This is a genomic window from Nonomuraea sp. NPDC050310, from assembly GCF_040655795.1.
Taxonomy (GTDB): Bacteria; Actinomycetota; Actinomycetes; order Streptosporangiales; family Streptosporangiaceae; genus Nonomuraea.
On the sequence record NZ_JBFAKP010000039.1, the window covers coordinates 20,316 to 35,218 of the forward strand.

Annotated in this window: 16 protein-coding genes; 7 read left to right on the plus strand and 9 right to left on the minus strand. The window is 69.4% G+C overall.

Annotated features, from left to right (window positions below; translation table 11 throughout):
• The first annotated feature begins 30 nt into the window (after positions 1–30).
• Both AB0I67_RS41735 and AB0I67_RS41740 read left to right on the plus strand, forming a co-directional pair.
• Positions 31–1,281: an MFS transporter gene (locus AB0I67_RS41735; protein ID WP_357936279.1), complete on the plus strand. Its 1,251-nt coding sequence runs from the start codon at positions 31–33 to the stop codon at positions 1,279–1,281.
• Between the two features lie 284 nt (positions 1,282–1,565).
• On the plus strand, positions 1,566–2,348 hold the full coding sequence (locus tag AB0I67_RS41740) for an alpha/beta hydrolase (protein ID WP_357936281.1): 783 nt from the start codon (positions 1,566–1,568) through the stop codon (positions 2,346–2,348).
• A gap of 28 nt (positions 2,349–2,376) precedes the next feature.
• Here the strand turns inward: AB0I67_RS41740 and AB0I67_RS41745 are convergent, their stop codons facing one another.
• Positions 2,377–3,420 carry a dienelactone hydrolase family protein gene (locus AB0I67_RS41745; RefSeq protein WP_357936283.1) on the minus strand — a complete coding sequence of 348 codons (1,044 nt, stop codon included), beginning with the start codon at positions 3,418–3,420 and terminating at the stop codon, positions 2,377–2,379.
• 315 nt (positions 3,421–3,735) lie between these two features.
• On the opposite strand from AB0I67_RS41745, the gene AB0I67_RS41750 reads away from it, so the two are divergent.
• Complete coding sequence (locus tag AB0I67_RS41750; protein ID WP_357936285.1) at positions 3,736–4,632, plus strand: sulfotransferase domain-containing protein; 897 nt, start codon at positions 3,736–3,738, stop codon at positions 4,630–4,632.
• Between the two features lie 305 nt (positions 4,633–4,937).
• Here AB0I67_RS41750 and AB0I67_RS41755 read toward each other — a convergent pair whose 3' ends face one another.
• Positions 4,938–5,069 (minus strand): hypothetical protein, encoded by a 132-nt coding sequence (locus AB0I67_RS41755; RefSeq protein ID WP_357936287.1) that lies wholly within the window; start codon positions 5,067–5,069, stop codon positions 4,938–4,940.
• A gap of 123 nt (positions 5,070–5,192) precedes the next feature.
• On the opposite strand from AB0I67_RS41755, the gene AB0I67_RS41760 reads away from it, so the two are divergent.
• On the plus strand, positions 5,193–5,618 hold the full coding sequence (locus AB0I67_RS41760; protein WP_357936289.1) for a DoxX family protein: 426 nt from the start codon (positions 5,193–5,195) through the stop codon (positions 5,616–5,618).
• 69 nt (positions 5,619–5,687) lie between these two features.
• On the opposite strand, the gene AB0I67_RS41765 is transcribed toward AB0I67_RS41760, so the two are convergent.
• The 3 genes from AB0I67_RS41765 to AB0I67_RS41775 all read right to left on the minus strand — a co-directional run bounded on the left by AB0I67_RS41765 (position 5,688) and on the right by AB0I67_RS41775 (position 8,459).
• Positions 5,688–5,813: a hypothetical protein gene (locus AB0I67_RS41765; RefSeq protein WP_357936291.1), complete on the minus strand. Its 126-nt coding sequence runs from the start codon at positions 5,811–5,813 to the stop codon at positions 5,688–5,690.
• Between the two features lie 511 nt (positions 5,814–6,324).
• A complete protein-coding gene (locus AB0I67_RS41770) occupies positions 6,325–7,896 on the minus strand; it encodes an FAD-dependent monooxygenase (RefSeq protein WP_357936293.1) in 1,572 nt (523 codons plus the stop codon).
• On the minus strand, positions 7,893–8,459 hold the full coding sequence (locus AB0I67_RS41775) for a PadR family transcriptional regulator (RefSeq protein WP_357936295.1): 567 nt from the start codon (positions 8,457–8,459) through the stop codon (positions 7,893–7,895). The genes AB0I67_RS41770 and AB0I67_RS41775 overlap by 4 nt, the downstream gene beginning before the upstream one ends.
• A gap of 386 nt (positions 8,460–8,845) precedes the next feature.
• Here AB0I67_RS41775 and AB0I67_RS41780 point away from each other — a divergent pair, with 386 nt between their 5' ends.
• Positions 8,846–9,784, plus strand: a complete 939-nt coding sequence (locus tag AB0I67_RS41780) for a sulfite exporter TauE/SafE family protein (protein ID WP_357936297.1) — start codon at positions 8,846–8,848, stop codon at positions 9,782–9,784.
• A 151-nt stretch (positions 9,785–9,935) separates the two neighbouring features.
• Here AB0I67_RS41780 and AB0I67_RS41785 read toward each other — a convergent pair whose 3' ends face one another.
• On the minus strand, positions 9,936–10,769 hold the full coding sequence (locus AB0I67_RS41785) for an NmrA/HSCARG family protein (RefSeq protein ID WP_357936299.1): 834 nt from the start codon (positions 10,767–10,769) through the stop codon (positions 9,936–9,938).
• Positions 10,766–11,131 carry an SgcJ/EcaC family oxidoreductase gene (locus AB0I67_RS41790; protein WP_357936301.1) on the minus strand — a complete coding sequence of 122 codons (366 nt, stop codon included), beginning with the start codon at positions 11,129–11,131 and terminating at the stop codon, positions 10,766–10,768. Before AB0I67_RS41790 ends, AB0I67_RS41785 begins: the two co-directional genes overlap by 4 nt.
• An 89-nt stretch (positions 11,132–11,220) precedes the next feature.
• Here AB0I67_RS41790 and AB0I67_RS41795 point away from each other — a divergent pair, with 89 nt between their 5' ends.
• A complete protein-coding gene (locus AB0I67_RS41795; RefSeq protein WP_357936303.1) occupies positions 11,221–11,862 on the plus strand; it encodes a TetR/AcrR family transcriptional regulator in 642 nt (213 codons plus the stop codon).
• 18 nt (positions 11,863–11,880) lie between these two features.
• On the opposite strand, the gene AB0I67_RS41800 is transcribed toward AB0I67_RS41795, so the two are convergent.
• Positions 11,881–12,795: an NmrA/HSCARG family protein gene (locus AB0I67_RS41800; RefSeq protein ID WP_357936305.1), complete on the minus strand. Its 915-nt coding sequence runs from the start codon at positions 12,793–12,795 to the stop codon at positions 11,881–11,883.
• 155 nt (positions 12,796–12,950) lie between these two features.
• Between AB0I67_RS41800 and AB0I67_RS41805 the strand changes: the two genes are divergently transcribed.
• Positions 12,951–13,526: a helix-turn-helix domain-containing protein gene (locus tag AB0I67_RS41805; protein ID WP_357936306.1), complete on the plus strand. Its 576-nt coding sequence runs from the start codon at positions 12,951–12,953 to the stop codon at positions 13,524–13,526.
• An 81-nt stretch (positions 13,527–13,607) separates the two neighbouring features.
• Here the strand turns inward: AB0I67_RS41805 and AB0I67_RS41810 are convergent.
• Positions 13,608–14,903, minus strand: a 1,296-nt coding sequence (locus AB0I67_RS41810) for a hypothetical protein (RefSeq protein WP_357936308.1), incomplete at its 5' end; no start/stop codon positions are given.

The following is a 14,903-nucleotide window of genomic DNA, read 5'->3' on the forward strand; positions in this document are numbered from 1 at the left end:
CGAGACCGCCCTCGCGGAAGGGACCCCGTCATGAGCCTCTTCGCCATCCGCGACTACCGCTACCTGTTCGCCGCCCAGATCATCTCCCTCTTCGGGACCGGACTGGCCACCGTGGCGCTCGGCCTGCTCGCCTACGAGCTGGCCGGGCCGAGCGCCGGCACCGTCCTCGGCACCGCCCTGACCGTGAAAATGGTCATGTACGTGCTCATCGCGCCCCTCGCCGCCGCCTACATCCACCGCCTTCCCCGGCGCGCCTTCCTGATCCTGCTCGACGTGGTCCGGGCCGGGGTCGTCCTGGCTCTTCCCTTCGTGACCGAGATCTGGCACGTCTACGTGCTCATCGGTCTGCTCCAGGCGGCGTCGGCCGCGTTCACCCCGACGTTCCAGGCGGTCATCCCGGCGATCGTCGCCGACGAGACCGACTACACCCGCGCCCTGTCCGCCTCGCAGGTGGCCTCCACCATGGAGAGCCTGCTCAGCCCGGTCCTGGCCGCGGTCGCGCTGGCGTTCATCGACTTCTCCTGGCTCTTCCTCGGCACCTCCGCCGGGTTCCTGCTGTCGGCCCTGCTCATCGCGCCCACCCGCATCCCGGACGCCGCGCCCAGCGCCCACGCCGGAGCATGGGCCAAGGCGGCGGCCGGGATCCGGACCTTCCTGACGACACCGCAACTGCGCGGCGTCATGGCGCTCAACCTCGTGGTCGCCGCCGCGGGCTCGATCGTCATCGTCAGCACCGTCAACTACGTCCGCGACGAGCTCGGCGGCTCGCAGCAGGACGTCGGCTGGATGCTCGCCGCCTCCGGCGCGGGCACCCTGCTGGCCGCGCTGGTGCTGCCCCGCGTGCTCCGCCGCGTCGCCGCCCGCGCCGTGATGATGGCCGGCGCGGGCACCCTGGTCGCGGCGTCCGCGACCGCGGTCACCCTGGTCGCCGCCGGGCCGGACACGTGGGCGGGTGCGGCAGGCCTCTGGGCCGGTACGGCAGGCGTCTGGGCCGTGATCGGCGCGGGCATGGCGTTGGTCATCACGCCGACCGGCGCCATCCTGCGGGCCTCCGTCGCACCGGCCGCGGTTCCCGAGGTGTTCGCCGCCCAGTTCTCCCTGTCGCACCTGGCCTGGCTGATCACCTACCCGATCGCGGGCTGGCTCGGCACTGCCGCAGGCTTCACCCTCACCTGGTCGCTCCTCGCGGCACTGGCGGCCGTGGGCGGCGTCGGCGCCGTCCTCCTGTGGCCGCGGTCGATCGCGGCCCCGATGCGGGCAAGTCTGGCCAAGGCCGCGTGAGCGGGCCTGATCGAGGTCGACCCGCTCCAGCGGCTCCGTCGCGGGCCCCTGGAGCGGGGAGCCGAGCCGTGGCCGTGGCAGGACACTCCCGCCGTCGTGGGTCCCGGCCCGGTAGGTTCCCGGCGGCTCCCGGCCTGGACGGGCGGTGTGCCTGGCGCGGCGGCCGTCGGATGGGCGATCCTGTTCCCCAGGGCCGCCGTCGTCCGCCGTGGCGGGCACCACCACCCCTGCCCGCTCGGTCGCCAAGGCGTTCGAGCGCGTCACCTAAGGACCAGGGAGGCGGGATGACCGAGGGCACGCTCAAACACGGCCTGCCGTACTACACCGTGGGCGCGGGAAGGCCGCTGGTGGTGTTGCGATGGTTCACGCCGGAGCACACCAACCCCACGAAATGGGAGCGCAAGGCCGAGAGCAAGGTGATGGAGCCGCTCGGGCGGCACTTCCTCGTGTACGCGGTCAACCGCGCACCCGGCCTGCCTGCGGGCACGACCATGGCCGACCTCGCCGCCCAGCACGCCGAGGCGCTGGCCGACCGGTTCGGCGAGCCCGTGGACGTGCTGGGCATGTCGTCAGGCGGCTCCCTGGCACTCCAGCTGGCGGCCGACCACCCGGAAAGTGTCCGGCGACTGGTGGTGGCCGGGGCGGCGTACACGCTGACCCCGCGCACCCGCGAGGCCCAGCGACGCTACACCGAAGCGGTGGCCGCCGGTCGGCGCGGCGCGCACCACCAGACGCCGCTGGTCGGCAGGACCCCGCTCTCCAGGGCCGTGATCCGGCCCTTGATGTGGCTCGCCGACCCTGTGATGCGGCCGTCCAACCCGCTCGACATGCTGCACTTCGCCCAGGCCGAGGACACCTTCGACGTACGCGACCGGCTGGCCGGCATCACGGCGCCCACGCTGGTCGTCGGTGGCGAGCGCGACCTGGCCTACTCCGTCGAGCTGTTCAGGGAGACGGCCGAGCTGCTACCGGACGCGCGCCTGATCGTCTACCCGGGCACAGGCCACCTCGGGACCTTCCGGCACCCGCGATTCGCCGCCGACGTGGCCGGGTTCCTCGGCCCCTAGCAGCAGCGCGTGCGGCCCAGCCGTACGGTCAGCCGCTGTTCTGCATGAAGAAGTCCCAGATGACCGGCGGCGCGTCGAGGTCATGCGTCGTCGGGCCGAGTTGGCTCGGGGCTTCGAAGACCTGGTTGGGGACGACGTGGCCGCCGTTGTTGACGGTGTACTGGGTGACCGGGGGCTTGCCGGGCTCGGCGTAGCTTCTGACGGCGACCGAGGTGGATCCGGAGTCGGCCTGGTGCGGGAGCGTGGTGTCCTTCGGCGTCGCGGTGTTGTCGTTGAGCTTGGCGAAGTGGGCGGCGGTGTCGGGAGAGGACAGCACCTTGCCGTAGGAGGTGCCGGCCACGACCACGTCGCCGCCGTTGTACGGGTCGAGGGGGTCCTTGGTGCCGGTGATCATGAGCATGGGCATCGGGCTCTTGATCGCCGGGCAGACGTTGTTGTCCGGCCCGGGGAAGTTCGCCGCGACGGGCGCGATCGCCTTGATCTGGCCGCCCATCTCCGAGGCCAGCCGGTAGGTCATGTGGCCGCCGTTGGAGTACCCCATGGCGAAGATCCGGTTCGGGTCGATGCCGTCGGACTCGCGGTACTTGTCGATGATCGCGCGGGTGAATCCCACGTCGTCGACGTTCTCGGTCCGGGCGGGGTACTTGGCGTCCTTGCGGCAGTCGTTCCAGTGCCGTCCGTATCCGCTGGGGTAGACGACGACGAACTTCTTGGAGTCGGCGAGCTGGTCGAACTCGTATCCCGTGTACGCCCGCATGAGCTCGCCGTTCATGCCCGTGCCGTGGAAGGCCAGCAGCAGCGGGGCGTTCTTCGGCAGATCCTTGGGGACGAAGGCGACGTAGGAGCGGGTCATGCCGCCGACCCGCACCGTGGAGTTCTGGACCGGCGCGCTCAACTGGGGAGCCTGGGGCGGGTTCGGGCCCAGCAGCTCCTTGTCGAGTTCGGCGTCATCGGCGGCGGTGCTCGTCGGGCTGGGCCGAGCCGCGAACATCGCCGCGGGAGCACCACTGGAGCAAGCCACCGTGACGATGGACAGACCTGCTACGGCGACTGCCAGCCGGGATGCTCTCATTTCCGCGCCTCTCCTGTCGGACATATCCCCCATAGAGCTCCCCGCCTCGTGGTCACCCCAAATTGCACATTCCGCCAACGGTCTTCCAGGAGATGACCGCAAAACCCAGATCAGCGACGCTGTCCAGACCTCGCTCGACCGTCGCGACTCTCACCGCTACGCCACGTTGCCCGTATGCCTCTACCAGTTGCCGGCCACGACGGCGATCCGACGTTGACGGCCCGATCCGGCTGCTGTCACTCTCCCCGCATGGGCTCAGGGGAACGCGTTCGCTACCAGACCTCCTTCACGGACTCGGCCCGCTGGGACGGCTTCGTGTTCCGCCCCGGCGACATTGTGATCAGCACCCCGGCGAAGTGCGGCACGACCTGGCTGCAGATGATCTGCGCCCTGGAGATCTTCAAGAGCACGACGTTCGACCGGCCGCTCGACCAGCTCTCGCCCTGGCTGGACGTCCTGCTGCGCCCGCTCGCCGAAGTGCTGGCCGACCTCGAGGCACAAACGCACCGGCGGTTCATCAAGACCCACACGCCCCTCGACGGACTGCCCTTCGACGACCGGGTCACCTACCTGTGCGCAAGCCGGGACCCTCGGGATGTGGCCGTGTCCCTGGACAACCATGCCGGCAACACCGACCGGGCCGTGTCCCTCGCCTTGCGGAAGGAGACCATGGGCGCCGCGGTCCTGGACGAGTTGCTGGCCGCCGCTCCGCCCCTGCCGAGCGGGACCGCGCGCGAGCGCTTCTGGTCCTGGGTCGATCCGGCCGCGCCTGGGAAGGCCGTGTCCGACCTGGAGATCATGCTTCACCACCTGGACACGTTCTGGCAGGTCCGCGGCCGGCCGAACATCGTGCTGCTGCGCTACGAGGACCTCCTCGATGACCTCGAAGGGCAGATGCGCTACCTGGCAGCCCGGCTCGGGATCGCCATCGCCGAGACAGCCTGGCCGGACCTGGTCCAGGCCGCCACGTTCTCGGCCATGAAGGGCCGGGCCCGAGAGCTCGCGCCCGAGGCCAGCCACGACGGCTTTTATCACGACCACAGCGAGTTCTTCCACAGCGGGTCAACGGGCCAGTGGCGGCAGGTCCTCAGCGAGGAGGAACTTCCCCGGTACGCGGCCAGAATCGCCGAATGCGCGCCCGCGGACCTTGCCGCCTGGATCCACCGGCCCGCACTGCCGGCGACAGGCGACCTCCGGGGGCGCGGTGCATGAGTGAGGACGCACCGGCGCTGACCGCGGAAGTGGCGCCGACCGGTGATCTCGCACGACGGGCGCCGGAGGTGCCTACGCCGTCGCTTCCGCCGTCTGCGGTGGAACGAGGATCAGCGGTGGACGCTGGCGCGCGTCACATCTGGCCGCTCGCGGAACAACGGCGCGGGATCAGGACGTATGGATCTGCTTCGCCGACGAAGTAGGCCAATCGCTGAGGCCACCCAGGGCCCGCCCTTGGTCCCGCCGCGGATGAACCCCGACCGTATCCGACTCCGGTCGCGTCAATCTCGCTACCCCGATCTGCCTCAAACCGAGCCACCCAGCGGCCGCTGCATCACGAGCGGATTGCTCACGCCCGCCGCCTCGGCCAGCGTCCACCCGTTCGAGGCGATCACCTTGACCGCCATGACCGACTCCCGCAGGTTGAGCCTGATCACCGACGCGACCCTTTGCCATGGCGGGGTTGGACTGCTGGGCGTCAACCTACTGGTTATGACGATCACTCGCTCGATCAGGAATGAAGAAGCGCCGCCCAGCCGGCTGCCATTAGCGTGCCGGAAATGACGAGAACACGAAAAGTCGTTTACTGGGGAACCACCCTGGTGCTCGCATCGGGCCTGATCGGCTCCGGCATCCAGCAACTGCTGAGAATGGAAGGCGAGGGGGCGCTGGCGCCTCCTTATGCTTGGGGCATTGTCCAGCTCGGCTACCCCGTCTACATCCTCACGCTCCTCGGCATATGGAAACTCCTGGGAGCGGTGGCGATTCTTGTCCCCAAGCGGCCGCTCATCAAGGAATGGGCGTACGCGGGCATCTTCTTCCTGCTGACAGGAGGGATGTTCTCGCACATCGCCTCCGGCGATGCCTGGTATCAATCGCTCACGGCGCTTTTCCTGCTCGTTCTCACGATCGCGTCATGGCATTTCAGGCCGGCCGGCAGAAGGCTGTTGCCCGCAGCCCGGACGAGGGGAGCTTTTGATGCGTAACCCGCTCGATTCCACGTATCGGAAGAAGTTATCGCGCCCTGCCAGCGGGCGGTCAGTCCTAGCTCGGAATCACTGCTTCAGGCCGACGAAGAAGCCCGGGACGCGGTGGACCTCCACCGCTCCGAGCAGGCGCTCGTAACACGTCCGCAGCCGGACCAGGTCGGGTGTGGTGATGGTGGGCTGGACTGTCGTCATGTCTGCTCCTCTGGTTCCCCTGTCTCTAGCAGTACGGCGCGCAGCCACGAAACCTATTGGTATCCAGGTAGGTGATGATTCCGGTGACCTGCCCTGGGCCGGGTCGCAGTTGCCGGAACGTAGGCGAGCCGTTCTCCGCGGTCGGGACGAGGCGCGCGCCTGCACAGGCCGCTTGGGTACCGAGTAGCGCCTGCCTGATCGGTCACGGCCGCGAAGCCACCAGGAGAAGGGCGGCATCGACAACGTGGCATCCTCATGCAGCAGAGCCACGAGCGCGGAGATGTCGTGACGCTCGAACGCGCTGCAGTATCGGGCGAACAGCTCCCGCCGCGCGGGATCGAACGGCCACAACGGTTCGCCGGGTGTGACGCCCACCGCCTTCAGTGCCGAACGAACGGGCTGCAGACGCCCGCGGAGAACATGCGGGAGACTGGTGGAGCCATGGCGGCGGGCAGGATCGAGACCGCCGAGGACTCGACCGGCGAATACGTCCCGGCTGAGTCAGTGCTCGCTATGACTGGCCGAGGATCGTGGCGAGGGCATCGCGGAGGGCGCCGGCTGGGTCGGTGGTGCCGGGCTCGGCGCGCCAGGCCACGTAGCCGTCCGGCCGAACCAGCACCGCGCCGTCGGTTCCCAGGTCGTACCGGTGGGCGAACTCCGACTCGACGTCCACCAGCTCCACGTTCTCGCCTGCCGTGCCGATGCGGTACACCTCGACGTTGTCCGCGGCGCCCAGCCAGGCCTTGCCGTACACGCCGGTGAGCAGTACGAACGAGCGGGCGAACAGGTCGTGCACCGCGATGCGCTCGCCGTCCCGGTCCAGCCACAGGTGCGGTGCCCGCGTACCGGGCTGGCCGTGCAGGTCGAGGACGTCGCCGAACACGGTGTCGTACCGCGCGCCGAGCACCGCCGGCGAGGTGTAGCGCTGGCCGAGCGCCCAGTGGAGGTCGTCGATCTCATCATGCTCCGGGTTGCGGCCGGAGCGCCTGGCCTGCCGCAGCTCGGTCAGTTCGGCGAGGGCCTGGGCGATCGGACGGCGTTCGGGCTCGTAGCTGTCCAGCAGGGCGGGCGCGGCCGAGCCGTTCAGCACTGCAGCGAGCTTCCAGGCGAGGTTGTGACCATCCTGGACGCCGGTGTTGGCGCCGATGCCGCCGGCCGGCGACCAGGTGTGCGCGGCATCGCCGGCGAGGAAGACGCGCCCCCGCCGGAACGTCTCGGCGACCGACACCTCCTGCGTCCACGGGGTCACGTCCTTCACGACGACGGGGATGTCATCGCGGCCGAGGGCACCGTGGATGATCTCGGCGCAGCGCTCCGCGGTGAGGTCGCCAGGCGATTGCGTGGCCGGGTCGTAGCCGATGCCGAGCCCCCAGCGGCCGTGCTTGGCGGTCGTGGTGAGAAGGGTGACGCCGATCTTCTCGTTCACGATGAGCCACAGGATCGCGCGCCGCTCGATGAGCTGGTCGAGGTCGGCCTCGAAGATGACGCTGACGAAGTTCAGCGTCTCCCCTCGGAGGGGCTTGGCGATGCCGAGCTGTTCCCGGATCGGACTCCGCCGCCCGTCGGCTGCCACCATGTAGTCGGCGCGGAGTGTCCTTGTTTCATTGGTTCTCCGGTCGCGGATAGTGGCGGTGACGCCGTCGTCGTCCTGCTCGAAGGCGGTCAGCTCGGTCTCGAAGCGCTGCTCGGCGCCGTTGCGCTGAGCGGCCTCGATGAGGACCGGCTCGACGGCGTTCTGGTCGGCCAGGTTGAACGTTCCGGCCGTGTGCTCGGGCCAGGCCCGCGGCAGCTCCGGCGGGAACAGCCACTGCCACTCACCGGCCACGGTCTCACAGCGCACGCCGCCGGCATCGTCAGCGAACGGCGTGCCCGCCTCGTTCACGGCGTCGGCGACTCCGAAGGCGCGGTAGATCTCCATAGTGCGTGGGTTGATGCCCCGCGCCCGGCCCTGCAGCGTGACCTCGGGGTGCTTGTCGACGAGCAGATGGCGCACGCCGTGCTGGGACAAGAACATCGAGGTGGCCAGGCCGACGAGGCCGCCCCCGACGATGAGAACCGGTACGTGCTCGTGGGTGGTGGTCATGACGCGGTCCCCTCCCGATCGTCGATCTGGGAGTTGTACTTGGCCGCCATCTCCATCAGCCACTGGTCGGTCCAGCTGATGCGCTTGGCACGTAGGTCGTCGAGCACGGACCCGAGCCAGCCGAGTTCGGTCCTGACGCTCGCGCGGCGGAGCTCCTCCTCGAGCATGAAGACGCGTGGAACGTCGCCGGCCTGCTGGAACGCCGCGTCGAGCGCGTCGAGTTCTGTTTGCAGGCGCTCGGCGCGTTTGGCCAACTCCTGTTGGACCTCTTCAGGCGTAAGCACGGTGAGGAAGGAGACGCCGACGAGGAATTCCGGGAACTCGTTGCCGGTCTCGGTGAGCATCTCCTTCAACCAGTGGCCGGTGGCCTTGCGGCCCTGTTCGGTGATCTCGTAGACCCGGCGTTCGGGCCGCTTGTCGACGCTGCCGCTCTCGCGAACGGCGATGAGCCCGAGTCGTTGCAGCCGATCGATGGCCTGGTAGATGCTCGCCCGGCCGCGAACGTTGACGAGCCGGTCCTTGCCGCGGGCCTTGATGAGCGCGTGGATGCGGTAGGCGTGCATCGGCTCCTCGAGGAGTGACCGCGGGGGTTGAATCTGGTCGCACGGATGAGCCGTCTGTCGCGTTGCAGCCAAGCCGTCGCCCAGGAGCCTTCTCCATTGGGTGCTCGACGAGGGCGAGACCGGGATGCTGGCACGTCAAGCCTGAACCAACCCCGGCCGGCATTCTCCAGTCACGCCCCAGTCGTCTCGCCGGCCCGCTGGCAGCACAGCCACGATCCGGGAACTCGTCAGCGCGGATGGCGCCACAGCCCTGACGGCGCATCCAATCACCAGACCGAAATCGTTCACATCCTGAGATGCGTGTCCGAAGCGTGACTTGACGGTTCCCGAGATCCGATTAACGATTATTCCTACTTATACAGTCGGAATAATCGGAAGGGGTTGGCGTGCGTTCCCTCATCCTGCTCGGGTTGGTCGGCTTCGCCGCTCAGCTCGTGGACGGCAGCCTGGGCATGGCCTACGGCGTCACCTCCACCACGCTGCTGCTGGCCATCGGCACCAACGCCGCCGCCGCGTCGGCGACCGTCCACCTGGCCGAGATCGGCACCACCCTCGCCTCGGGCATCTCCCACTGGCGCTTCAACAACGTCGACTGGAAGGTCGTCGCCAAGATCGGCATCCCCGGCGCCGCCGGAGCCTTCGCCGGGGCCACCTTCCTGTCCAGCCTCTCCACCGAGATCGCCGCTCCCGTGATGTCGCTGATCCTGCTGACGCTGGGTCTCTACATCCTCGTCCGCTTCACCGCCTTCGGCCTGCCACGCGGCAACCTCGGCAAGCCGCTGCGCAAGCGCTTCCTCGCCCCGCTCGGCGTGGTGGCCGGCTTCGTCGACGCCACCGGCGGCGGTGGCTGGGGGCCGGTCGGCACCCCCGCCATCCTGGCCAGCGGTCGCATCCCTCCGCGCAAGGTCATCGGCTCCATCGACGCCAGCGAGTTCCTGGTCGCCATCGCCGCCAGCATCGGCTTCTTCGTCGGCATCGGCTCGGAGAACATCAACTTCGCCTGGGTCGCCGTGCTGCTGGTCGGCGGCGTGATCGCCGCGCCGATCGCCGCCTGGCTGGTGCGGCACATCCCGCCGCGCATCCTCGGCTCGGCCGTCGGCGGCGTGATCATCCTGACCAACGTGCGCACCCTGCTGCGCAGCGACTGGATCGACGCTCCGGGCAACGTCCAGGCCATCGCCTACATCGTCATCGCTGTGATCTGGGCCGCGGCCATCGTCTACTCGGTGCGGGAGTACCGCCGGGACAAGGAGCGCGAGTCGGTCGAGGCCGTCGAGGCCGAACTGGCGCGACGGGCGGGCGAAGAGGAGAAGACCACCGCCTGACCAGCCACCCGATCTTCGCCTGCTCGACCTTGGACTGCCGGCTCGCCACGTGTGCGGTCCCTCGGGCGGTAGCGACCCGAGGCAGGGCGGCCTCGGCGAAACTGCGGTCCAGGCCGCTGGGGAGGAACCGGTGATGAAGCAAACCTGTTCTTCAGGTGGTGAGTGTCGGTGACGTCTGGCGGACCTGGCCGCCGAGCCAGTCCTGGAAGGTGAGCAAGTCAGGGAAGGCCTTCCGCAGCGTGGCGAGGTCGGCCTGGTAGCCGCTCTCGGCGAACCATTCGAACATCCTCTCCTCGATCGGCAGGGGGACGAGGCGTGTCGGCACTGCGGTGACCTTCTCGTAGGTTGCGGCCACTTCGGTGAAGGTCAGCTCGTCGCCGGCGATCTCGAGCTCCACGCCCAGGTAGTCGTCGCGGTGGTCGATGACGTGCGCGGCGATGCGGCCGATGTCCTCGGTGGCGATGAGCTGCATCGGCCGGTCGGGGAGCACCGGCAGCTCCATCAGCCGTTCCCGTTCGGCGCCGGCGTAGTGCAGCAGGTTGTCCATGAAGAACACCGGCCGCAGGATGGTCGCGGGCAGCCCCAGGGCGCGGATGTACGCCTCGATCGCCGCCTTGCTCTCGAAGTGCTCGATCCCGGTACGCCGCTCGGCGCCGCCGACCGAGGTGTAGACCAGGTGCGCGACCCCGGCGCCCAGCGCGACATCGGCGACGCGCATGCCCTGCCGTACCTCGGCTTTGAGGGTTTCCGGCTCATACGCCAGGGCCTGCATGCTGAACACGGCGTCCACGCCGCGCATGGCCCGCTCCAGGGACACCTGATCCTCCAGGTCGCCGGCCACGAGGTCGGCACCGGTCAGCCGGCCGGCGGCCGGGCTCTTCGGATCGCGGACCAGGGCACGGACCTGCCAGCCACGGCTCAGCAGGTGACGCGCGGTGGCGCCGCCCTGCCGGCCGGTGGCGCCGATGACCAGGGCGACGCTCATGCCGTCACCACCGGGGTGGTCTGGGCCAGCGCGATCCGCCAGGTGCCGTCGTCCTTGACCAGCACGAACGTCAGCGCTCCGGTGCGGCCGTCGTTGACGTGCTTGATCAGGTGGGCCAGCGCCACGTCCGGTCGCAGGAACGTGACGTCGAGCAGCTCGTTCCTGGTCAGCACGTCCTTGAGCGGGGTGTCCAGTACCTGGGCCATGACCTGCCTGACCTGGTCACGGCCGCGCAACCGGATCCCGGCGAAGTTGACCAGGGCCACCTCCTGGGTCAGCAGCCCGGTGAAACCGTCCACGTCGTTCTGCAGCTCTTCGGCGTCGCGGACGACCTGCTCGATCGCCTTGATGTCGGGGTTCATGGCACATCTCCTCAGTTTCGCGGAGCGATTCGCTCCGCATTGAGACTATGCCGGAGCGAATCACTCCGCAACTGTTAAAGTGTGTCGCGATGACCACCCGCAAAGACCTCGCAGAACGCAACGACCGCACGTTGCTCCAGGCCGCCCGCGACGTGCTCGCCGAAGACGGCGCGCACGCGTCCGTCGCCGCCATCGCCGCCCGCGCAGGGGTCGGCATCGGCAGCCTCTACCGCCGCTACAAGACCAAGGAAGAGCTGTTCCAGCGTCTCAGCCTGCTCTCCCTCGACCACTGGAACGAGGCGGCCGAGCAGGGCCTGGCCGATCCCGACCCGTGGGCAGGACTGGCGGCCTTCATCCACGACTGCGTGGCGTTCGGGCAGGGCTCGCTGGGGCCCGTCGCCGGCACCATCGAGGTGACCCAGGAGATGAGCGCCAAGTCCCGCCGCGGCGATGACCTCCTCGACCAGCTGGTACGGCGAGCACACCAGGCCGGCGTACTCCGCAGGGACGTGACCGCGGTCGACATCTCGCTGCTCATCGAGCAGTTCGGCCGCTCGCCGGTGCTCGACCAGCTTCGCAAGCAGGGCAGGGGCGAGCTGCTGACCGCCGCCGCCGAGGCTCGCCGGCGGCTGGTCGCGATAGCGCTCGACGGGTTGCGGCCGGGACACAGCCCGTTGCCCGGCTCCCCGCCGGGCGAGGAGCTCTTCACCGGCCGCTGGTCAAGGGAGTAGATGAAAGGGTGAGCGCGTTCATCGGTCCTGTTCGGCGGTGTCCTGGGCGGCCAGGAAGCCGGCGATCTGGGCGGCGCCCGTCCGCTGCAGCCAGGTGCGCAGGTCCATCAGGCCGGGGTGCAGGGCGCGGGTGAAGGCGACGTCGGCGCGGTAGCCGCGGTCGTTGAGCCAGGTGTAGGCGAAGGCGAAGTTCTCACCCACCTTGGCGATCTCCTCGATCGGGATCTGCACGTACGGCAGCGGCCGGTCGATCGCCTCGGAGATGACGGCGGCGATCTGACGGGGGGTCAGTTCGTCCCCGGCCAGGTCCACTGCGCGGCCGATCCACTCGCCCGGCTGGGCGAAGGCCAGCGCGGCGAAGGCTCCGACGTCGTCGACGGCCATGATCTGCTGCGGCACGTCGGGGGCGAACGCGGTGGCCAGGGCGCCGTCGTGCAGGTAGTAGGCGCCGGTGTAGTTCTCCATGAAGGAGACCGGTCGCAGGAAGGTCGCGGGCAGGCCCAGCCGGGTGATGTGCTGTTCGATCCGCCACTTGTTGATCGAGTTCTGCGGCAGTTTCTCGGTGTGGTGGCGGCTCGCTCCGGCGAGCGAGGCGTAGACCAGGTGCCTCACCCCGGCGGCGTGTGCCGCGTCGGCGACCTTGCAGCCCCAGCGGACCTCGTCCTCGGCGGAAAAGCCCGCCGGGGTGCCCGGGGAGCCGACGGTGGGCTGCACGCTGAACAGGCCGTAGGCGCCTTCGGCCGCGGCGACGAGCGAGGGGAGGTCGTCCATCTCGGCGCGGACGAGCTCGGCGCCCGCCTGCGCCAGCGTCCGGGCCGCGGGGGCGCCCGGATCGCGCGTCACCGCCCGCACCTGCCAGCCGTCGGCGAGCAGTTGCGCCGTCACGGCCCGGCCCTGCAGGCCGGTCGCCCCCACCACCACGATGGTCTTCACGATGTGTCTCCAGACGGTAGGCATGCGGCGGCCACCCGCTAACTGGGGTGGCCCTCCGGTTCTGGATGAGTACGATATGGAGGGCCACCCCGTTTTGCAAGCCCACCGGAGACCACATGCCGCCCGCCAGCCGTACGACCCCGCACCCGCGGCCGATGCGCGCGGACGCGCGCCGCAACTACGACCGCATCCTGGCCGCGGCCGCCGAGGCCATCGCCGAGCACGGAGCCGAAGCGTCCCTGGAGGAGATCGCCCGGCGCGCGGGCGTCGGCTCGGCCACCCTGCACCGGCACTTCCCCTCCCGGCAGAAACTGCTGGAGGCCGTCTTCCACGACAAGGTCGAGGTCCTGTGCGCCACCGCCGCCGAGCTGGCCGCCGACCCTGACCCGGGGCACGCGCTGGCGACGTGGCTGGGAGCCGTCGCCAGGCACGTGGTGTCCAACCGGGGTCTGGCCACCTCGCTGATGCTGGGGGCCCACGACAGCGATCCCGCCGTGGGCGCCACCTGTCACGCCATGATCACCAACGCCGGAGCGAACCTGCTGGACCGGGCCTGCCGGGCGAACACCGCACGGCCCGACGTCTCGATCACGGACCTGCTCACCCTCGTCAACGCCATCTGCCTGGCCGTGGAGCAGGAACCCGACGGCGCGGCCCAGGTCGACCGGCTGCTCACCCTCATGCTGACCGGAGTGCGCCCAGCAGGGGAAACGGCGAACCGGCGGAGGTGATACCCGGCAGGGGCGCCGAACCACCGGTGCCGGAACGGGTGACCGGCGGGGAGGGGACGGCCCCTCCCCGCCGGTCTCGGGTCAGTTCCTGTCGAGGCAGGTGGTGAAGGTGTGGTCCCGGCTCGTGACCGACCACGGAGCGTTCAGTTCGAGCCGCCAGTCGCCCTGCTCGGAGGCGCTGGTGCCCCAGTTGTAGACGACGTTCTCGTGTCCCGGCTCGTTGAAGACCGTGAGCTGCCAGGGTTCGGCCACCCACTGGTTGCCCGTGCGGTTGCTCTTGCGGACCCAGCGCCACTGCACCGTCCCGGCCGACTCGGTCTTGATGGTGGCCGTCATCACGTACGGGATCTGCTCGCCGGTGCACCAGGTGCGGACCGAGTCCTTCTTGACGTGCGACTGCGTGATCTCCGCGTTGGCGCACACGTGCGAGAACGAGACGGTCTCGGACTGGTACCCCGCCTGCGGGCTGACCAGGCGGACTCGGTAGGTGTCCCTGAAGGTGACCCGTGTCGTGAGGTACACCTCGACGGTGGCGGACCCGCGCTTGGTGAAGACGCGTTCGAAGGTCTGGTTCCGCAGCACCACGCCGGCGCCGTTGACCCACTGGTACTTGACCGTCTGGGCGCGGTCCGACTCCAGCACCGCCGAGAGCTTGATGGTGTCGCCCGGCGCGCTCTTGCACGGACCGGCGTACTCGGCGGGCGAGGCCTTCACATCGGTGATCTTGACGGTGGTGCAGAGAACCTTGAGCGTGGCCGACTTCTTCGGCTTGTTGAAGCTCAGCACCTCCAGGACGACCGGAACGTCTCGCGTCGTCTCGGCCCGGATCACGGCTCCCACCCGCTTGGGCCGGCCCGCCGTCAACGCCACCGTCTGCGTGGCGACCTGCCGGCCGTCCACGGTCCAGAACAGCTTGATCTCGGTGTCGCGGTCGGCCTGGACGTCCGCCCACACCCGGCCGCTGTCGCTGGGGCACTCCACCCCGTAGATGTCGGTGCTGGTGATCTCACCGATGCTCACCACGGGGTCGGGGTCGGGATTCTCGGTGCTGCAGACGACCTTGTACAGGGTCTCGGCGCGCGGCTTGTCGTGGCTGTCGACGACCAGCTCGACCTTGCCCGGCTTGACCGAGGACCACACGTGGTCCACCCGAGCCGCGCCCGGGTTCTGGAAGACCTGCGTCTTCTTCGGACCCGCCTGACCGTCCACGACCCAGTGGTACTCGACGGTGCCGGCCTGGGCAGCCTGGAGCTGCGCGGAGGCCTTGAGCTGCGGCGGGGTCGTGCAGGAGCCGTTGTAGGCGCCGACCTCGAGGTCGGCGATTCTGACGTCGGCCTCGGGGGCTTCCTTGCAGGTGAAGGTGTAGGTCTTGGTCGC